Genomic DNA, 21,025 nt, shown 5'->3' on the forward strand with positions numbered 1-21,025 from the left:
TATTTGTTGAAAATTTGTTAATATATATAAAATTTAAGTAAAATCAGTCCTTTTTTAATTCTAAGAGTCACTGAGAATCGTTTAGAAATTTACATAATCTTATTTTAAGAATATAAAATAAAACCCAGCAAAATATGCTGGGTTTTGAATTTATAAAATAAATTTATTAATTATTAATCGCTGCTACACCCGGAAGTTCCAAACCTTCCAGACTTTCCAGCATCGCACCTCCGCCTGTAGAAACATAGCTCACTTTATCAGCATAGCCAAACTGCTTTACAAAAGCAACACTATCTCCTCCTCCCACTAAAGAGAAAGCTCCCTGTTTAGTTGCTTCAGCAATACTATCACCAAGAGCAATTGTTCCTGCAGCAAAATTTGACATTTCAAAAACACCGATCGGACCATTCCAAAGAATAGTTCTAGAGTCTAGCAATACATCATTAAACTGATCTCTTGACTTTGGTCCTGCATCCATTCCCATCCAACCTTCTGGAATCGCATAGATATCAGCCTCTTTCCTCTCTGCATCATTACTGAAACTTTCAGCAACAATCGTATCAATAGGAAGATAAACCTTTACATTATGTTCTTTTGCTTTTCCTAAAATTTCAAGTGCTAAAGGCAATTTATCTTCTTCTACCAGAGAAGTTCCAATTTTTCCGCCAAGAGCTTTAATGAATGTAAAAGCCATTCCACCACCTATAATTAAATTATCTACAGCCGGAAGAATATTCTCTATAATGGTAATTTTTGTGGAAACTTTAGATCCTCCAAGTATCGCTGTTACAGGACGTTCACCGGATTTTAACACTTTATCAATCGCTTGAAGCTCTTTAGCCATTAACAAACCGAAAAATTTAGTTGAAGGGAAAAACTGAGCAATTACAGCTGTAGATGCATGAGCTCTGTGTGCAGTTCCAAAGGCATCATTCACATAAGCATCTCCTAATTTTGAAAGCTTTTCAGCAAATGCTTCATCTCCTTTTTCTTCTTCATTATGAAAACGTAGATTTTCCAATAAAAGGATTTCACCAGGTTGAAGATCAGCAGCAGCCTGTTCCGCCTTCTCCCCTACACATTCTTCAACGAATTTAACCTGGTGTCCCAAAACATCAGATACTTCATTTACAATATGTTTAAGTGAGAATTGGTCATTTACCTCTCCCTTAGGTCTTCCAAGATGTGCCATAAGAATTACAGCTCCTCCATCATGAAGAATCTTTTCCACCGTAGGCTTTACCGCCACGATTCGGGTATTATCTGTTACTTTAAGCTGATCATCCTGAGGAACGTTAAAATCTACTCTTACGAGCGCTTTTTTCCCGTTAAAATTGAAATCATTGATTGTTTTCATATGTACATTTATATTATTTCTTCAAGTCTTCTGAACCAATTATTAGCGCAGGATTACTACAAACCTGCTGCCAGCCGGCTCCATTTCTATCGTTGAATTACTTTCACAAATGTAAGATTTTAAAATTTTTGAATTGCCGCAACCCGATAAAAGTTTTCAGAAAAGTTTCCCGCAAACCCAACAAACAACTATCAACAATTTTCTCTTTCTTAAAAAAAAGAATACGTCATTGTTGTTGAGTGTTGTGAATTTAGGGGATAAGTTTTTGTTAAAATTTTCATAACACTTAATTTTATATTCAATTCACATTTTATTTACATTATAAATTATTGTAAATCTGATTTTTCAGATGGTTACTAACAATTATTGATAAGTTTTCCCCAATTTCCTTTATTGATAAGTGATTTCCGGAAAAACTCAAGAATTCCTGCAAAAAAGTTTTTTGAAAATTTTAACATTTTTTTTGGTCGAAGTTTTCATTACAAATTTTTCCAATGTTACGAAACATTTATTTTACCAGAGTTATCCACAGTTATTCACAATGCTTTTCACAATTTACTCCCGAAAGACTAACACACATTGTTATTATTCTTACCTTTGTTATGAAATAAATCTAGAAAGACTATATAGAACAGTTATGAAAAGAAAAATTGCGCTGGCGGCCGACCATGCTGGCTTTGAATATAAGGAGATTGTGAAAAACTATCTTTCAGAAAAGTTTGAGGTTCAGGATTTTGGAACGTTCTCCACAGACAGTGTGGATTATCCGGACTTTGTACATCCTGCGGCGACATCAGTAGAAAACAGAGAAAATGAGCTGGGAATTCTATTTTGCGGAAGCGGAAACGGAGTGCAGATTACCGCCAACAAGCATCAGAAAATTCGTTGCGCGCTATGCTGGATGCCTGAAATTGCTTCCCTGGCAAGGCAGCACAATGATGCCAATATGATTTCTATACCTGCAAGATTCATTTCAAAAGAACTGGCTATCGAAATTGTAGATAAATTCCTTTCAACAGATTTCGAAGGCGGAAGACATCAGAACAGAGTTGATAAAATAACATACTGCTAAAATATAAAGGCTTGTAAATCAAATTACAAGCCTTATTTATTTTTTATTTTGTATATTTGCAACGTCCGACAGGATTTACCATCCTGTCATTTCCACTAAACCTATTATAAATATTAAAACATATTTAATAAAAGGTTTTTCCCCACACTTCTCCATTTTTGTATTAAATTTATACAAAACTAAAAATTCTGACCACCGAAAAGTTGGAAAGAAAATTGATGTTGCCTTCAAAAACAGGCTTTGGAACATATGTGATATTCTCGTAAAACTGATTTCTGCCAATATAGATGATCGTTGTAAAGATTTACAAATTGCAGACAATATCAACGAATACACAAATAATTAAAATTTAAAAAATGCCAAAAAAAAGAAAATATATAAGTCAGAAAAATGATCATAAACTACAGGAAATCGGAAGATTAATCCTGCGTTTTATGAATGAAAATTCCACGAAAATTTACAATTACAAACAAATTTCAGACGGAATTGATTATAAAAATCCCAGACAGCGGGAACTCGTGATACAGGCTTTGCACAGACTGCAGGCTGCTGAAAGAATAAAGGAAACAGAAAAAGGAAAATATATTGTTAATCTCAATATTAAAGGGACACTGACTGGAATTATCGATTTTAACCAATCAGGAAATGCCTATGTGAATGTTGAAGGTTTGGAAGATGATATCTTTATCCATTCAAAAAATGTAAAAGATGCTTTACAGGGCGATAAAGTTTTAATCGTTACTTATACTTATAAAGGAAAAAAACTGGAAGGCTCTGTACTTGAAGTTCTTGAAAGAACAAGAACAGAATTTGTGGGAACGCTCCAGGTTGTTGCTCATAAAGATTTCGGATTTGTGGTTTGTGATAAAAAGACCATTAATACGGATATTTTTATTCCAAAAGGAAAATTCGGAGGTGCTGAAGATGGCGATAAAGTCGTAGTAAAAATGACAGAGTGGAGACCTGGAGATAAAAATCCTGAAGGAGAAATCATTCAGGTATTGGGAGCACCTGGAGAGCACGAAACAGAGATCCATTCCATTCTTGCAGAATACGGCTTACCTTATACATTCCCTGAAGAAGTAGAAAGAGACGCCGACAAAATCGACCGTAGCATCAGTGATGAAGAAGTAGCAAAACGCTGGGATATGAGAGGGATCACAACTTTTACCATTGACCCTAAAGACGCTAAAGATTTTGATGATGCCTTGTCTATCAGAAAACTGGAAAACGGAAATTGGGAAATTGGTGTTCACATTGCAGACGTTTCGCATTATGTAGTCCCGGGTACGATTCTCGATGACGAAGCTAACCAGAGAGCAACTTCTGTTTATTTGGTAGACCGCGTGGTGCCGATGCTTCCTGAAGTATTGAGTAATGATGTTTGCTCACTTCGTCCAAACGAAGATAAATTCACATTTTCTGCCGTTTTTGAGCTGGATGATGACGCCAAAATTAAAAAGCAATGGTTTGGTAGAACGGTTATTCATTCAGACAGAAGATTTACCTACGAAGAAGCCCAGGAAAGAATTGAAACAAAACAGGGCGATTTACAGGAAGAAATCAATGTTCTGGACAGGCTTGCAAAGATTATGCGTGAAGAACGCATCAGAAAGGGTGCTATTACATTCGACAGAAGTGAAGTACGATTTAATCTTGATGAAAATAATGAGCCGGTTGGAGTATATTTTAAAATCAGTAAGGATTCAAATCACCTGATTGAAGAGTTTATGTTACTGGCGAATAAAAAAGTGTCTGAATTTGTTTCATTAAACAAAAAAGGAGATATTACTCAAAATACCTTTATCTACAGGGTTCACGATGATCCGGATCCCGCAAAATTAGAATCATTAAGAGATTTTGTTTCAACATTCGGATACAAGATGGATCTGGCCAACAGTAAAAAGGTAGCTGAATCTCTGAACAGATTATTACACGACGTCAAAGGAAAAGGCGAAGAAAATATGATTGAAACGCTGGCCATGAGAAGTATGAGTAAGGCTGTTTATTCTACAGAACCGATCGGGCATTACGGCCTTGGTTTTGACTACTATAGCCACTTCACCTCTCCTATCCGTCGTTATCCGGATCTTATTGCACACCGGTTGCTGCAGCATTATCTCGATGGAGGTAAATCACCGAACAAAGCCGAGCTGGAAGAAAAAGCAAAGCACTGCAGCTCTATGGAGCGTCTGGCTGCTGATGCAGAAAGAGATTCCATCAAATTCATGCAGGTGAAATTTATGGAAAAACATTTAGGTGAGACTTTCAGTGGTGTGATTTCAGGAGTCGCAGAATTTGGTTTCTGGGTCGAAATTCCTGAAAATGGTGCGGAAGGTTTGATTAAATTGAGAGATCTTGTTGATGATTCCTATTCCTATGATGCCAAAACCTACGCAGTTTACGGAATGAGACACGGAAAACGATATCAACTGGGAGATCAGGTACAGATCAAGGTCGTAAAAGCCAATCTGATTCAGAAACAGTTGGATTTTAAGATTGTAGATTAATAAAAAATTTAAATAGGAATTCCGTTTTACAAGTATGGTGAAACGGAATTTTGTTTTTATGGTTAAAATATTTATGATTTATATGAAATTATTTTAAATAAATCTTTTCTTAAATCTTGAGTTATTGAATAATTAAATCATAAAGTTTAAATTTGTATAAATGAATGAAAATTCAGATTTTCATTTAAAAAATTACTTGATGTTTGAACTTATATTATCTGCAGTCATATTAGGATTCATGCTGAGTCTCGTTTTTATAGGACCGATATTTTTCCTTTTGATCGAAACCAGCTTCTCCAGAGGCCCGAAACATGCATTAGCTTTGGATATTGGAGTCATATCGGCAGATTTGCTTTGCATATTGGCAGCTTATTATGCGAGTGCAGATATTGTAACATTAATTGATAAACATCCCGGTTTTTACAGAATTACATCCATCCTGATCTTTGTATACGGAATTGTAATGTTGGTCACGAAGACCAAGATGCATATTCCCGGGGAAGAAAAATTTATAAATCAGAATTATTTCAAAACTTTTATTAATGGTTTTTTCTTTAATCTTTTGAATGTGGGAGTAATTTTATTCTGGCTGGTAACGGTAATTTCTGTGAGAAATCAATATCCCGATACCAGCAATTTTATTTTATACATCGGAATTGTTATTGCTACCTATCTCTCTATTGATCTGGCCAAGATCTTCCTTGCTAAGCAGTTTCATGATAAACTCACGCAAAAACTCGCAAATAAAATCAGAAGAATTGTTGGCGGAATACTTATCGTCTTCAGTTTCTTTATTTTTTTACAGAGTTTCAAAAAATTCAACCAGTTTGATAAAAGGCTTGAAGAAGCGGAAAAAACAGAGGTAAAATACCAAAAACAGAAATGAAAAGAATAATTTTCCCGAAATCATTACGTACAGGTGATAAAATTGCCGTCATCTCCCCAGCCGGCGCAGTAGAACCTTCCCAGCTTGAAAAAGGGATTGAGATGATCAGAAATAAAGGATATGAACCGGTTTTAGGAGAACATCTTTACAGTAATTTTTCCAATGGTTACCATTACGCCGGAACAGAGAAAGAGCGTATTAAAGATATCAACTGGGCATTAAATGATAACGAAATTTCCGCTGTTTGGGCTTCCAGAGGCGGTTATGGTTGCCAACATTTGCTGCAAAATATTGACCTTAAAAAATTCCATAAAGATCCCAAATGGTACATCGGATATTCTGATAATACAGTGATTCAAAGTTATCTCCTGAAACATGGATTTGCTTCAATTCATGGGCAAACAATTAAAACGTCAAGTTTCGGAGCTACTGAAGAAAGCTACGATCTCATTTTTGATCTATTAAATGGCAAAAGCCTGGAATATGATCTTAAATCTCATGATTTAAATAAAATGGGAATATGTGAAGGTCAATTGGTTGGAGGTAATTTAGCATTGATTTATGCGCTTCTGGGAACGGATTATTCTTTTAAGTTTAAAAACAGAATCTTATTCATAGAAGATATCGGTGAAAATTTTTACGCACTCGACAGGATGATCATGAGCTTGGAGCTTGCAGGCGTTTTCAGAAAAATTAAAGGCTTAATAATCGGAGGTATGACCAATATGGGTAATGAAAAGGAAAATGCTCACTATGAGGACAGTTTCGACGAATTTGCCTATAAATTGATTTCTGACCGAATTTCAAAATATGACTTTCCGGTAGTTTTTGGTTTTCCGAACGGTCATATTAAAGATAACCGACCTTTGATTATCGGCGGAAATGTAAAATTAGAGGTTGAGGATAAGGTTAAGATTGAATTTGAAATTAAATAATTTTTTAAATAAATAATTCTAAAAACTCTCAAGCGATAAAACCCTCCCACCCAGCAATGGCAGAACACAATGATTTAGGAAAAAAAGCAGAAGAATTAGCAGCAGAATTTCTACTGAAAAATGGCTATAAAATTCTGGCAAGAAACTTTCGTTTTCAGAAAGCTGAAATTGATATTATTTCAGAAAAAGATAACTTCATTATCATTTGCGAGGTTAAAGCCCGGTCGAATGATGTTTTTAATTTACCCCAAGAAGCTGTTAACAAAAGGAAAATAAAATTACTGGTTTCTGCGGCAGATCATTATCTGAAAGAATTTAACATAAACAAGGAAGTACGTTTTGATATTATCTCTGTCCTTCCCGATAAACAAGGAAATTTAAGTATTGAGCATATTGCTGATGCTTTTGAAGCATTCGACGCTAATTAAATTAATGTAATAATGTATCAGTGGAACAGTTTACCAATTACTTAATAGAAATTGTTACGTCATGGTATATTTAAAAATTAAAATTTTATGAAAACAATATTAGTGACCGGAGCAACCTCCGGAATAGGAAAATCCACAGCAGAACTTCTTGCAAAACAAGGCAACAGAATCATTATATGTGGCAGAAGAAAGGAAATTCTTGAATCTTTGAAATCCGAGTTATCAAAGTTCACCGAAATATTTAGTTTAAAGTTTGACGTCAGAAATCTGGAAGAAGTGGAATCAGCAATCAATTCACTTCCGGATGAATGGAAAAATATTGATGTGCTGATCAACAATGCGGGCAATGCACATGGTCTGGATCCCCTTTCTGCAGGAAAAACCGATGACTGGGATTCCATGATCGACGGAAATGTGAAAGGACTTTTATATGTTTCAAAAATGATTATTCCCGGAATGAAGGCAAGGAATTCCGGACATATTGTGAATATCAGTTCTGTGGCAGCAAGACAAACCTATGCCAACGGGGTTGTTTATTGTGCTACAAAAAAGGCAGTTGATGTCATTTCGGAAGGAATGAGAATCGAACTTACAGAATTTGGGATTAAGGTAACCAATATTCAGCCGGGCGCTGTGGAAACCGATTTTTCAATGGTAAGATTCAAGGGAGATAGCGAAAAAGCAGCAACAGTATATGCCGGATACGACCCTCTGAAAGCCAAAGATATTGCAGATTCTATCGCTTATTGTGTCAATGCACCTAAGCATGTCTGTATCTCTGATATGACCATCTACCCTACTGCTCAGGCAGAACCGAGAACGATTTATAGAAAATAGTCTCAAAATTAATGGTTAAATTTGTACCATGTCCTTTTAAGAATTAGTTGAAATCGAATATCGGACATTTTTATATTGCTAAATTGTTACGCTTAAAATGAAAATATTATACCTGGAAACCTCTTCAAAAAACTGCTCAGTGGCGATTTCAGATCATGGAAAGCTGCTTTGCCTTACCGAAGAAGTTTCAGAAAACTATAAACAGTCGGAAAGCCTTCATACTTTCGTAGAATGGGCTGTGGAAGGCGCCGGAATTTCACTTAAAGATATTGAAGCCGTCTCATTGGGAAAAGGCCCCGGATCTTATACAGGATTAAGAATTGGCGCTTCTTCTGCCAAAGGATTTTGTTACGGATTAAAAGTTCCGTTAATTGCAGTTAATTCTTTGGAAAGTATGATTGAGCCGTTTTTAGACAAGAACTATGATTTTGTCATACCCTTAGTTGACGCGAGGAGAATGGAGGTTTATACAGCCGTTTATGACGGTAAAACGGGAAATGAAGTAACTGGTACGGAGGCAAAGATCTTAGATGAAACTTCGTTTCAGGAATTTCGGGATAAAAGAGTGATTTTCGTGGGAGATGGTGCCAAAAAGGCAAGACAGGTTTTACAGTTGCCAAATGCCGATTTTAATGAAGACATCTACCCTTCTGCACAATTTCTGATAAAGAAAACGTTAGAAAAAATTGACAAAAAAGAATTTGAAGACATTGCGTATTTTGAGCCGTTTTATCTTAAGGATTTTCATGGAGTAAAGAAAAAGCCCTAAAAAATATAAAATAAAAAAAGCGAAGAAAATAACTCTTCGCTTTTTTTATTTTATTGAGGTTTCGTAGGAATTGAATCCATTTGTATCTGCTGCTGATTCGGATTTGAATTTGGCCTTCTTGGCGGCCTGTTACCATTTAATCTTTGTTGCTGCCCCGGCTGTGAATTCATCATTTGCCCGCTGCCGGGTTTTTGTGGAACACCATTATTATTAAGAGGCTGTGAAGAAGGTTGCTGCGGAGCATTATTCATGTTATTAACGTTATTTTGCACCATCACATTTCCTTTATTATCGGTAGCCTGGAAAGTAATATCAGATTTAAGATAATTGAGCATTTCCTTTGCTTTTTCGCCCTCCGGAGTCTTACCGTAATTTAAAGCAATCTGCTCAAGCTGAAGGATCATCACCTCTTTCCCACTCGCCTTTCCGGAGTTGAAGGCGTTCAATAAATAGAGTTTCGGAACCAGCGCATCTTTTGGGTACTGCTGAATGGTTTTATCAATCAAATCTTTACTTTCGGCAAACTTTTCAGACTCATATAAAGCAAACGCCTGTTTGTATTGATTTTCCACGTCTGCTGAAGATTTTACGAACGTATTATTTTTCGGATTTCTCGCAAATTCTGCATAAGACGTATAAGGATAATCCTTTAAAAGAATCTGTTTTGCACGTTCTGCAGCCTGTGGATTTTTTTCATGATTCATGGCAAAAATTTCATACAAAGCCTGTAACATCACTTTTTCTTCAGGTTTTACATCTACCAGATCATACAAGGTTTTAGTGGCTAAAGGAGTATTGGTAAAGTAATTCTGATACATAACACCAAGTCCCAGTGAAGCGGTATCTCTGTCTTTCTTCAGCTGACTTAGTTTACCTGCATCCGTAGGAATCTGCTCAATATAGAAAGCGGGTTCAAAACGTCTTGGGTTCGGTGCTGTAGTGGTTCCTAAGGCATCATTCTTCATGTCTTCAATGGTCGTCATTTTCTTTGAGAATCGCCAGTTGTCAACAAGTGCTCGGTCTCCCCAGGTTTGCTTAAAGGTCTGTGTTCCTTTAGAAACCGTTCCTGTATTACTGAAATAAAAGCCTCTTGCTGTTACCCCGAAATCTTCGAAAGAATTTGAACTGTTGGCAAAAATAGAAGTAGAGCTATAGTCTCCCGTATCAAAACCTTTGTTTCTTTCAGCGCGCCTTTTTTCCAGTTCTTCTTTCTCTTCTTTAGCTTTAATTTTTGCGATATATTTCGTGAAAAAATCAGTTTTCTGCTCAGTAGACATTTTTGCCAGATTCAGGATACTGTCGTTTTTCTTGATCAGGTAATAATTTTTTGAAATTTTCTTAATGTAAACCGACTGATCGGCCAGAAGAACTTTCGAAGGCTCATACGTCATTACTGCCAATGCCGAATCATAATAAGCTCCAGCCCCGATATAATCATTTTTATCAAGGTACCCCTTCCCTATTTCATAATACGCCAGACCCCGGATCTGCCCATCGGAAACTTTTTCTTTCAGTGATTTCCTGAAATATTCCTGGGCTTCTTCTTTCTTTCCTGCTTTATTTGCCATTAATCCTAAAGCATAGTAAAATTCATTCTTTCTTGATCCGTATGTACCCTTTTTGCTGATGTCTTCAAGATATTTTCTGGCTCCGCTATAATCTCCGTTACCGTTAAAAGTTTTTGCAATTTCGATCTGGGATTTTACTTCAAATTCAAAATTGTTGGCATATTTATAAGCAGCCATAAAGCTTTCTCTGGCTTTTTCATTCTGGTTAAGATTTTCCAGCACCTGCCCTCTCAGATAGGCAATTCTGCTCTTAAGTTTCCTGTTGCCGTTCAGTTCAAAAGCATTATCAAGTTCTTTTACTGCTTCTTCTTTTTTTCCGGCATCCAGTAATGATTCTGAGTAATAAATGCTTAATAATTTTTCATACTCCTTACTGATCTTTTCACCTTTTAATTTGGCAAAAGTTTCATGTGCTTTATGATAATTTTTAATCTGATCATACGCCAGACCCTGATAAATTCTCGCCAGAGGAATTCTTTTATCATCCTTCATATGCGTGAAAACATAATTCAAGGCATCAAGAGCTTCCAATGATTTACCCCTGTAGATTCTTGCCTGTGCGAGAATCATATAAGCGTCAAAAATCTGCTTGTTCTGCTCTTCACCATGTTTGATGACAGAATACTTATTGATTGCCTTTAAAGCCTTTGCCTCAGCAATTTCCAGTGTGCTTGCTCCTTTCTGTTCTGGTTGGCTCGGGTCTTCGGAAATCATATTGTTATTTCCTCCGGACATAGCATTTCCCGGCATTCCGGGTGGCATTGCAGGAGGTCCTCCCCTTTTATTGCTGTTATTCTGGGCAGGTCGGTTTACTTCAGCCATTTTCATGGAATTTTCTGCAAACGCGGTAGACTGTCCCAAATCACTTCCCAAAGGCTGATCTTCATAGGTAAGAATAGGAATATAAGGCGCATAAAAATTATCTTTATGTGCTTTGTCCCTCGTTTCAAACTCATTATTTAAGGCATCTTTTGCATTAAACAACGTATTATAATATGTCGAAAATCCTTTCATGAACTTGGATCGCTGCTCCGGCTTCTTGGTTTTCGTAGCGCAAGAGGCAACAATACAAAGTGTTAAAAGGAATAAAATATTTTTTTTCATTATTTCAATATAACTCGCTAATCCACTTTTTATTATAAAGTGGTTTGATAATTTTGTAAAAATAATAAAATTTTATGTTGAAACTCGTTATATTTCTTTCAAAATTTTGTAAACCAAATGGGTAGGAAGTCCCATAATCGTATAAAAGCTGCCGTTTACTTTTTTGATTTTTGCCATGCCGAGCCATTCCTGAATTCCATAACTACCCGCTTTATCAAATGGCTGATAGTGTTGAATGTAATATTCTATTTCATTCTCACTGAGATCATCAAACTCCACATCGGCAACGTCCGTTTCTGTAATCGTTTTTTCTGCAGTTTTAATGGTGACTCCCGTATATACCTGATGCGTCTTCCCGGAAAGTGATCTCAGCATTTCTCTGGCATCATCCTCGTCTTTGGGTTTTCCCAAAAGCTGATTGTCGATCGCTACCACCGTATCGGCAGTCAGCAGGACTTCACCCTTTTCCAATGTTCGGAAGGCATCTGCTTTCAGTTCAGAAAGATAGGCGGCGGCCTCTCCTACTTTTATATATTGTGGAATGATTTCTTCACAGTCAATTTTTACAACGTCAAAGGTAAAACCCAGATTCGTCAGTAATTCTTTTCTTCTCGGAGATTGTGAGGCTAATAATAATTTCATTGATAATACTTAAATGGATTGTGTGTTGTCATCATGCCATTTTCCCTGCACTTTCATCACCTGTTCGATGACGTCACGTACTGCCCCGCTTCCTCCTTTTATGGGAGAAATATAGGTGGCAATTTCTTTAATTTCAGGAACTGCATTTTCAGGACATGCTGCAATCGCGGAATTTTTCAGGATATGAAGATCAGGAATATCATCTCCCATGGTCAGAATTTCTTCATTGGTGAGATTGTATTTTAACTTAAAATCTTCAAAATCGGCCATTTTATCGTGTGATTTCGGATAATAATCTTCAATACCCAGATAATTGATCCTGTGTTTTACCATTTCATCGTTTCCGCCAGTGATGACGCCGATTAAATAATTATTTTTTAAAGCTTTAACGACTGCGTATCCGTCTAAAACATTCATAACCCGGCACATATTTCCACCGGGAAGCAGGTACACGCTGCCATCGGTAAAAACACCGTCTACGTCAAATACAAATGCTTTAATATTTTTTAATTTTTGTTTATAGCTCATACATTTTCTGAATAGAATGATTCATTGTTTTATAAATCTCAAGACTTTCATCTTTTAATAACTGTTCATGCAGTTCAAGGATTCTTTTGTCATTTCTTACGGCAGGCCCGGTCTGTGCAGATTTCGGATCTATTTCGTGGATCTTCTGAACGGTTTCATCAATTAACGGTAAAAAATAATCAAAAGGAATTTCCTGGGCATCTGAAATTTCTTTAGCCCTTGCAAAAAGATGATTAACGAAATTACATGCAAAAACAGCGGTTAAGTGAATGTATTTTCTCTTTTCATGCGTACTTTCCATTACATTTTCTGAAATCTTAGAGGCTAGATTAAAGAGGATTTGTTGGTCTTCTTTATTTTCAGTTTCCACAAAAAAAGGAATTTTCGAATAATCCAGTGATTTTGATTTCGAAAAAGTCTGTAAGGGATAAAAACTCGCTTTTCGGTAATCTCCAGCCAGAATTTCTTTGGGTAGCGAACCGGAGGTATGAGCCACCAGAGAATCTTTTGCGAGAATAAGTTTTGAGACATTTTCCACCGAATTGTCACTTACACAGATGATATAAAGATCTGCGGCCTGAAGTTTTTCCGTAGAAAAGGGAATTTTTAATTCTTCAGAGATTTTGCTCAGTTCTTTTTCATTCCTTCCAAAAATCTGTACTAAAGGAATATTATTCATAACAAAAGCTTTTGCCAAGTGATAAGCCACATTTCCGGAACCGATAATTACAATTTGCATCTAACAAAGATAAGATTTAGAAGGAAGACAGGAGAGGGAAGACAGAAGTTTTTATTTTAAAATTATTTACCCGTTTATACAATGAAAGAAATGAAAAAGACCAGAATAATTTTAAAAAATCTTCGATTTTTATTCTTTTGAGAACTTTGAATATTATACCAATGCGTTATGATTATCTTTTGAGACTTTTGCGGTTATTCTGAAATTAGTTTAAAAGTTTTTTAAATGATATAAGAACAATTTAACATAATATTAAAAAGAAAAATGCATCAGCACGGATACAATATTTATCAGATCCGGGCGTATAAATATTTGTAAATAATGAGTATATTGGACTGAAAATTGAATAGTTGATTTAACTTTCAGTTATTTTTGTAATCCAAAACAGTGAAAGCATCTTATGAAGATTAAGGACGCGGAAATTATTTCGTTGATGCAAAACCCACGAACTCAGGAAAAAGGAGTTCGCGCTTTGATGGATGCTTATCAAAGCAGATTGTATTGGCACATAAGAAGAATTATTGTGGACGGTGATCTTGCGCAGGACACTTTGCAGGAGACTTTTATTAAAGCTTATCAGAATTTTCATCAGTTTAAAAATGACAGCCAATTGTACACATGGCTGTACAGAATTGCAACCAATGAAGCATTGCAACAGATCAATAAACTGAAAAAAATGCAGAAAACTGATGAAGACCCCGAGTACCACATGCAGAATCTTGTAGCCGATAACGTTGCCGGAGATGCTGAAGAAATACAGATTTTGCTTCAGAAAGCCATACAAAGCCTGCCTGAAAAACAGAAGCTGGTATTTATGATGCGGTATTATGATGATTTGCCTTACGAAGAAATATCCAAAATTGTGGATATGTCGGTGGGGACTCTGAAAACGAATTATCATTATGCCAAACAAAAAATAGAAGATTATATAAAAGACAATTACGAGAGATAATTTTTGAGAAAACTGAGATGAAAGAGTTCGACATAGAAAAATTAGAACGTAAAAATATTTACACAGTACCCGAAGATTTATTTGAAAATCTTCAGGGTAGGGTATTGAGCGGATTGAATGAATTTGACCTGGAAAAACTGGAACGTAAAAATATTTATGCAGTTTCTGAGAATGTATATGAGAATGTTCAGAATCATGTCATAAATAAGGTGTTCCCTCGTAAGAAAGCACCGGTTTTCAGATTAAACTGGGCATACGCCGCGGCCGCTTCGTTGGCATTGATTTTTGGAGCGACTTTTGTTTTCAATTCGGATGATGAGACAATAGAGAAAGCTGCTTCAGATGTTTCTTACGTTGCAACCAGTCAAGAGCCTAAAACGGAAAGTGAGATGGCTTATGAAACATTGAAATCTGATTTAACTTCTGTTGAGAATAATGATCAAACAGTTACAAAACAAAGTGAAAATAAATCTTTTGCTCAGCAGAAATCAAATAAAGAACAAAAAAAGGAAACGCAGGCTGTAAAATCTGTTTCTAAACAGCAGGAAAGTCAGATGAACGAGTATCTGGATTCATTCTCAAATTCTGAAATTTCAGAATTGGCAAGTAATTCAACTCAGGACGTTTATTTGGATTTATATAACTAAAAAGAAAAGATGAAAAAGATATTATTTACGCTTTTTATCATATACGGATTTGGTCTTAATGCCCAAAAAACGGATTACGACTGGAAAAAAATGGACCCCAAGCAAAGAAAAGAGGTGATCAACAGTCTGTCCCCGGAGGAAAGAAAAGCACTCCTGACAAAGTTCAGAAATAATATGGTGATGGATAATCTGGATATAGATCCCGGTGATAAAGAAGAATTTACAGATATCTATAATGAATATCTGGAAAGCCAGAAGCAGATAAAGAGTCAGTTTAATTCTAATTTTAATCCCGATAATTTATCCGATGATGAAGCGAAAGCCAAGCTGCAGCAAAGCTTTGAAGTAGGGCAGAGGCTACTGGATAACAGAAAAAAATATGCTGATAAGATGCAGCAGGTAATTCCTTGCCAAAAAGTCCTGAAGCTGTTTCAGACGGAGGGCATGATGAGAGAAAAGATGAATGAAAGAAATCCTCACGGAAACAATAACACTTCAAGACAAAAATAAAACCATAATAGTTTATTTTTTTAATGTTGGACGACTCTTGCAATTTATTTGTGAGAGTCGTTTAATTTTAATTCGAATCATTATTTTTGGAGTAAAATTTAACTATGAAAAAAATACTTTTCTTTTTATTCTTCTCCGTCATGTTCTCTGCACAGAAAACGGAAATTATAAAGCTTTCAAAATCAATTAAAGACGATAATAATTCTATCAAAACATTTACGGTAATCGATCAAAGACCAAATAAAGAGATTGGTTCTGTAATGTATCATAAAGACCAGGTAAATGTAGTGTTTGAGCACAGTGCAGACAAAGACATTAATGATTGGTTTTATAAAGACAATTCGGTGAGGGGAAAAGACGATTTTGTTCTGCTGTTGGAAAATATAGAGATTTCTGAGGATAAGAAAGAAAAGTCATCAATTGGCAAGCTTGCTCTGAAAGCCAGTACATTTATTAAAAAAGATGATGGCTATCATTTTGTGTATAGAAAAGATACTGCAGCAACCGTTTCATCACGTACCACACCTTATCTGGCGCAGAGCTTATCTAAGAAAGCTACCCTTATTTTAGCGGATCTTATTAAGAATTCTTACCGGAAAACGCCTTGGGAATATGGCATTTCAGAAAGTGAACTTAAAGATTATGAAACTTTATTGAAGGAAAAGCTTGATATTTTAAAAACAGACAGTTTAAAAGATGGCATTTATAGAAGCTACTACAGTTTTTTCACCCATAACCCTGAGCCAGGATTTGTAATAGAAACCAATAAAAAAGGAGTGGTAATAAATGCAGTGAAAGGAAAAGAAAAAATATCGATCAGGAATTGTTATGCATTTGTTGATCATGGTGTTGCTTATAAAATTATTCCTGTAGGATATGTCGAAATTTTCAGAGATGAAATGGGACTTTTCATTGAAGTTAAAAAAGAAGAGCTTTTCCCTGAGAATTCTTCTAATGTTTTTATAATGGGTGGAGGCGTGGCCGGATTAATTGGAAGTGTGGTAGGCAATATAGCAATTTCGGCAATTGATGCCAGTGCAGCCAAGAAAAGAAGAGCAATGGCAGGAACCGAAGTTTCGCTGGATCCTCTTACGGGACATTACATTTTACCAGAAGATTTTGGTAAAACTAAATAAAAAGAGAGACAATTTTGTCTCTCTTTTATTTTATTATTTATCTGTAGAATAAGAGTAGGGGAAATCTTTTTCGTCAGTTCCCCGTTCTTTATCTGGTGTAGAATTCATTTCAAATTTCAGACGGGCACCTTTCATCAGCTCTGAATGACTCAGCCAGTTTCTGGAATATTTTTTTCCATTATATTGTAATGAACGGACATAGCGGTTTTCGTCATTGTTATTATCCGCGGTAATTTCAATGCTTTTCCCATTTTCTAAATGGATCTTGGCTTTCTTAAATAAAGGAGCCCCTAAAACGTACTGATCCGTTGCAGGAGTTACAGGATAAAAGCCTAATGCTGAAAAAACATACCATGCTGAAGTCTGGCCGTTATCTTCATCACCGCAATATCCGTCAGGCGTTGGCTGGTACAGACGGTTCATGGTTTCCCGAACCCAATATTGTGTTTTCCAAGGTTCTCCGGAATAATTGTACAAGTAGATGATATGCTGTGCAGGCTGGTTTCCATGGGCATATTGCCCCATATTGGCATTCACCATTTCCTGAATTTCATGGATGGTTGAGCCATAATAAGAATCATCAAAAACAGGAGGTAAATCAAAAACCTGATCCAGTTTTCTTGAAAATTCTTTCTTTCCTCCCATCAGTTTTGCCAAACCCTGAATATCCTGAAATACCGACCATGTATAATGCCAGGAATTTCCTTCCGTAAAAGCATCTCCCCATTTGAAAGGATTAAACGGAGCCTGAAAACTTCCATCCTGATTTCTTCCGCGGGCCAGTTTGGTTTCAGAGTCAATTACTTTTTGGAAATTCTGTGAACGTCTGTAATATTCTCTCCATTCAGATTCTGGTTTTCCTAAAGCTTTTCCCAATTGGGCAATTGCAAAATCATCATAAGCATATTCCAATGTTCTTGCGGCATTTTCATTAATCTTCACATCATAAGGGACATAGCCTAATTTTTTGTAATAATCAATTCCCAGTCTTCCCGTTGCCTGCGGTCCCTCATTGTTGGCGCCGTGAAGGAGTGCCTGGTACAATGTTTCAATATCATAGCCGCGCAAACCTTTCAGGTAGGCATCAGCAACCACAGAAGCAGAATTGTTTCCGATCATAATATCGGAGTACGCCGGGCTTGACCACTCAGGAAGCCAGCCGCCTTCTTTATAATCATTAATCAAGCCTTTCTGCATTTCTACGTTAATGTCAGGATAAACCAAATTTAAAAAAGGGTAGAGCGCTCTGAAGGTATCCCAAAAACCGGTTCCCGCAAACCGGTATCCAGCTTCTGTTTTCCCTGAGTATGGACTGTAATGAACAATTTTTCCTGCTTTATCAATTTCATACATTTTATGCGGAAAGCAGAGCATCCTGTACAGACACGAGTAGAAAGTACGCATCTGGTCGATGCTTCCTCCCGCTACTTCAACTTTCTTTAGTTTTTCATTCCAGGCTTGTTTTGCTTTATTGTAAGTATCTTCGAAAGAATCTTTGTCCAGCTCCCTTTGCAGATTCAGCTCTGCCTGCTCGAGACTAATGAATGATGAAGCGACCTTTACATTTACTTTTTCGCCTTTTTTGGTTGCGAAACCTACAATTGCCCCACAATGATCTCCGGTTATTTCCAAAGCATCTTTTACAAAATCTTTATCCTTCCAGGCTGAGTATTTCGTGAAAGGCTTATCTGCATAAATCACAAAATAATTTTTAAAACCAACCAGTTTTCCCCTCGAATACCGCGTTGAATAACCTACGATTTTATTTTCAGAAGGGATGATTTTTATGCTTGAACCCTTATCAAATGCATCAACCACAAACCATGAATTTTCAGAATCAGGGTAAGTAAATCTTAATTGTGCTGCTCTTTCCGTGGGCGTAAGTTCTGCCGTAACGTTATGGTCTGCCAAATAAACACTGTAATAATAAGGTTTTGAAACCTCAGATTTATGAGAAAACCAGCTCGCTCTTTCTTCTTCATTGAAACGCATTTTTCCGGTTACCGGCATGATGGAGAACATTCCGTAATCGTTCATCCAGGGTGAAGGCTGATGGGTCTGCTTAATACCACGGATTTTGTCGGCATCGTAAGTATACTGCCAGCCGTTTCCGTTCTTTCCGGTTTGTGGAGTCCACAGATTCATTCCGTGAGGAACAGCAACAGCTGGATAGGTATTTCCGTTCGAAAGTGATGGTTTTGAAAGCGTACCGATTAACGGATTTACAAATTCTTCCGGATGTTCCGGTGACTTTTCAATCCATTGCGACCGAATCTGGATCCATGGAATAATTAAAAGGATGAAAAGGATTTTTTTCATGAATTAAAATTAAGTTTGGCTAATTTAAATACAAATAATAAAAGTATGCTGACAATGGTATCAGGTATTACTTGTATTTCATGGTTAATTTACGTCTAAATCACGATTTAAAATTAAGAATTAGAAATTATCCTGCATTTTGTTATCTTTGCAAATTACATAGTTCTTAAATGAAAAACATACGAAATTTTTGCATAATCGCTCATATTGACCACGGTAAAAGTACTTTGGCAGACCGTCTTTTAGAGTACACGAATACTGTTTCTCAAAGGGAATTGCAGGCTCAGACCCTGGATGACATGGATTTGGAGAAAGAACGCGGAATCACGATCAAATCTCACGCAATCCAGATGGATTATGAATACAAAGGAGAAAAATATATATTAAATCTTATTGATACACCAGGACACGTAGACTTTTCTTATGAAGTTTCCCGTTCGATTGCTGCCTGCGAAGGAGCACTTCTTATTGTAGATGCTGCGCAAAGCATTCAGGCACAGACCATCAGTAATTTATACCTGGCGTTGGAAAATGATCTGACGATTATTCCAATTCTGAATAAAATCGACCTTCCCTCAGCAAATCCTGAAGAAGTGACCGATGAGATCATGAACCTGATCGGCTGCGAATACGATGATGTCTTGAGAGTTTCAGGGAAAACTGGAGAGGGGGTTCACAACCTGCTTGAGCAAATTGTAGAAAGAATTCCTGCGCCCGTGGGAGATCCGGAAGCACCGCTTCAGGCACTTATTTTTGACTCTGTTTATAACCCTTTCAGGGGGATTGAGGCTTATTTCAAAGTCGTAAACGGGAGTATCAGTAAAAATGAAAAGGTAAAGTTCTTCGCCACAGGAAAAGAATATGGAGCAGATGAAGTAGGTACTCTGAAATTAAAGCAGGTTCCTAAGAAAACGATTCAGTGTGGAGATGTAGGATATTTAATTTCCGGTATTAAAGATGCCAGAGAGGTAAAGGTAGGAGATACCATCACTTCTTTTGAAAGACCGGCAGCCGCACCAATCGAAGGATTTGAGGAGGTGAAACCAATGGTATTTGCCGGGATTTACCCGATTGATTCCGAAGACTTTGAAGAACTGAGATTCTCCCTTGAAAAATTAAGATTAAATGATGCTTCCCTGGTTTTCGAGCCGGAAAGTTCTGCAGCATTAGGATTTGGGTTCCGTTGCGGATTCTTAGGAATGCTTCACATGGAAATCGTTCAGGAGCGTCTGGACAGGGAATTCAATATGAATGTGATCACTACGGTACCGAATGTATCGTATTTCGGATATTCTAAAAAAGAGCCTGAAGTTCCGATCCTGATCAATAACCCGTCTGAAATGATGGATCCTTCGATCATGGACAGGGTAGAAGAGCCTTTTATCAAAGCTTCGATCATTACAAAATCTGATTTTGTAGGTCCGGTAATGACCTTATGTATTGAAAAAAGAGGAGAAATTGTCAATCAGAGCTACCTGACATCAGAAAGGGTAGAGCTGGTTTTCAACATGCCATTGGCAGAAGTGGTTTTCGACTTCTATGACAGGCTGAAATCAATTTCCAAAGGTTACGCTTCATTCGACTATCATCCGATAGGATTCAGGGCTTCTAAGCTCGTAAAAATGGATATCCTGATTAACGGGGATATGGTAGATGCCTTATCTTCCCTGATTCATGATTCCAATGCCTATCACATCGGTAAGAAAATGTGCGAAAAGCTTCGTGAGCTGATCCCGAGACAGCAGTTCGATATTGCCGTTCAGGCAGCTTTAGGAACTAAAGTTATTGCAAGGGAAACCATTAAGGCTTTAAGAAAAGACGTTACCGCAAAATGTTACGGAGGAGATATTTCGAGAAAGAGAAAACTTCTGGAGAAACAGAAAGAAGGTAAAAAGAAGATGAAGCAGATCGGTAGGGTAGAAGTCCCACAATCAGCATTCATGGCAGTTTTGAAACTAAACGATTAACATAAAAAAAGACCGAAATTGTATTAGTCATGGTCGGAAGATTTTTTTCTTCCGATTTTTTGTTTCTCATGCGTTGAAAAGTAGATATAAGTGATTGATTTTTAATTATTTATATTGTT

18 protein-coding genes are annotated in these 21,025 nt (G+C 36.7%); 12 read left to right on the forward strand and 6 right to left on the reverse strand.

Translation table 11 applies throughout. The features are described from left to right. Positions 1-166: 166 nt before the first annotated feature. A complete protein-coding gene (locus tag BMW64_RS18025) occupies positions 167-1,357 on the reverse strand; it encodes a phosphoglycerate kinase (RefSeq protein ID WP_090001656.1) in 1,191 nt (396 codons plus the stop codon). A gap of 637 nt (positions 1,358-1,994) precedes the next feature. On the opposite strand from BMW64_RS18025, the gene rpiB reads away from it, so the two are divergent. The 7 genes from rpiB (at position 1,995) to tsaB (ending at position 8,794) form a co-directional block, all read left to right on the forward strand. Then, positions 1,995-2,429 carry a ribose 5-phosphate isomerase B gene (gene rpiB / locus BMW64_RS18030; RefSeq protein WP_090001658.1) on the forward strand — a complete coding sequence of 145 codons (435 nt, stop codon included), beginning with the start codon at positions 1,995-1,997 and terminating at the stop codon, positions 2,427-2,429. A gap of 356 nt (positions 2,430-2,785) precedes the next feature. After that, on the forward strand, positions 2,786-4,939 hold the full coding sequence (rnr, locus tag BMW64_RS18035) for a ribonuclease R (RefSeq protein WP_090001660.1): 2,154 nt from the start codon (positions 2,786-2,788) through the stop codon (positions 4,937-4,939). 199 nt (positions 4,940-5,138) lie between these two features. Continuing rightward, positions 5,139-5,825 carry a LysE family translocator gene (locus BMW64_RS18040; protein ID WP_090001708.1) on the forward strand — a complete coding sequence of 229 codons (687 nt, stop codon included), beginning with the start codon at positions 5,139-5,141 and terminating at the stop codon, positions 5,823-5,825. After that, on the forward strand, positions 5,822-6,760 hold the full coding sequence (locus BMW64_RS18045) for a S66 peptidase family protein (protein WP_090001662.1): 939 nt from the start codon (positions 5,822-5,824) through the stop codon (positions 6,758-6,760). The genes BMW64_RS18040 and BMW64_RS18045 overlap by 4 nt, the downstream gene beginning before the upstream one ends. Before the next feature lie 56 nt (positions 6,761-6,816). Then, a complete protein-coding gene (locus BMW64_RS18050; protein ID WP_090001664.1) occupies positions 6,817-7,188 on the forward strand; it encodes a YraN family protein in 372 nt (123 codons plus the stop codon). Positions 7,189-7,275: 87 nt separating this feature from the next. After that, complete coding sequence (locus BMW64_RS18055; RefSeq protein WP_090001666.1) at positions 7,276-8,025, forward strand: SDR family NAD(P)-dependent oxidoreductase; 750 nt, start codon at positions 7,276-7,278, stop codon at positions 8,023-8,025. Between the two features lie 97 nt (positions 8,026-8,122). Beyond that, positions 8,123-8,794 carry a tRNA (adenosine(37)-N6)-threonylcarbamoyltransferase complex dimerization subunit type 1 TsaB gene (gene tsaB, locus BMW64_RS18060; protein WP_090001668.1) on the forward strand — a complete coding sequence of 224 codons (672 nt, stop codon included), beginning with the start codon at positions 8,123-8,125 and terminating at the stop codon, positions 8,792-8,794. Between the two features lie 50 nt (positions 8,795-8,844). On the opposite strand, the gene porW is transcribed toward tsaB, so the two are convergent. The 4 genes from porW to BMW64_RS18080 form a co-directional block, all read right to left on the reverse strand. Further along, positions 8,845-11,466, reverse strand: a complete 2,622-nt coding sequence (porW, locus tag BMW64_RS18065; RefSeq protein ID WP_143052726.1) for a type IX secretion system periplasmic lipoprotein PorW/SprE — start codon at positions 11,464-11,466, stop codon at positions 8,845-8,847. A gap of 87 nt (positions 11,467-11,553) precedes the next feature. Next, positions 11,554-12,108: a Maf family protein gene (locus BMW64_RS18070; protein WP_090001670.1), complete on the reverse strand. Its 555-nt coding sequence runs from the start codon at positions 12,106-12,108 to the stop codon at positions 11,554-11,556. Positions 12,109-12,117: 9 nt separating this feature from the next. Continuing rightward, on the reverse strand, positions 12,118-12,636 hold the full coding sequence (locus BMW64_RS18075) for a KdsC family phosphatase (RefSeq protein WP_090001671.1): 519 nt from the start codon (positions 12,634-12,636) through the stop codon (positions 12,118-12,120). Next, complete coding sequence (locus BMW64_RS18080; RefSeq protein ID WP_090001674.1) at positions 12,626-13,375, reverse strand: Rossmann-like and DUF2520 domain-containing protein; 750 nt, start codon at positions 13,373-13,375, stop codon at positions 12,626-12,628. The genes BMW64_RS18075 and BMW64_RS18080 overlap by 11 nt, the downstream gene beginning before the upstream one ends. 400 nt (positions 13,376-13,775) lie before the next feature. On the opposite strand from BMW64_RS18080, the gene BMW64_RS18085 reads away from it, so the two are divergent. From BMW64_RS18085 to BMW64_RS18100, 4 genes are all read left to right on the forward strand, one after another. Next, entirely contained in the window at positions 13,776-14,327 is a 552-nt protein-coding gene (locus tag BMW64_RS18085) for an RNA polymerase sigma factor (protein ID WP_090001676.1), read from the forward strand. 17 nt (positions 14,328-14,344) lie between these two features. Continuing rightward, positions 14,345-14,974 carry a hypothetical protein gene (locus BMW64_RS18090; protein WP_228400962.1) on the forward strand — a complete coding sequence of 210 codons (630 nt, stop codon included), beginning with the start codon at positions 14,345-14,347 and terminating at the stop codon, positions 14,972-14,974. A gap of 9 nt (positions 14,975-14,983) precedes the next feature. Further along, the gene (locus BMW64_RS18095) at positions 14,984-15,484 is read left to right on the forward strand and encodes a hypothetical protein (protein ID WP_090001678.1); all 501 of its coding nucleotides are present in this window, start codon (positions 14,984-14,986) and stop codon (positions 15,482-15,484) included. 104 nt (positions 15,485-15,588) lie between these two features. Continuing rightward, positions 15,589-16,620 carry a hypothetical protein gene (locus BMW64_RS18100; RefSeq protein ID WP_143052727.1) on the forward strand — a complete coding sequence of 344 codons (1,032 nt, stop codon included), beginning with the start codon at positions 15,589-15,591 and terminating at the stop codon, positions 16,618-16,620. 33 nt (positions 16,621-16,653) lie between these two features. Here the strand turns inward: BMW64_RS18100 and BMW64_RS18105 are convergent, their stop codons facing one another. After that, on the reverse strand, positions 16,654-18,939 hold the full coding sequence (locus BMW64_RS18105; RefSeq protein WP_090001682.1) for a GH92 family glycosyl hydrolase: 2,286 nt from the start codon (positions 18,937-18,939) through the stop codon (positions 16,654-16,656). Positions 18,940-19,109: 170 nt separating this feature from the next. On the opposite strand from BMW64_RS18105, the gene lepA reads away from it, so the two are divergent. Further along, positions 19,110-20,906 carry a translation elongation factor 4 gene (gene lepA, locus BMW64_RS18110; RefSeq protein WP_090001684.1) on the forward strand — a complete coding sequence of 599 codons (1,797 nt, stop codon included), beginning with the start codon at positions 19,110-19,112 and terminating at the stop codon, positions 20,904-20,906. Positions 20,907-21,025 lie beyond the last annotated feature (119 nt).

This window comes from Chryseobacterium taichungense (genome assembly GCF_900109935.1).
Lineage (GTDB): Bacteria > Bacteroidota > Bacteroidia > Flavobacteriales > Weeksellaceae > Chryseobacterium > Chryseobacterium taichungense.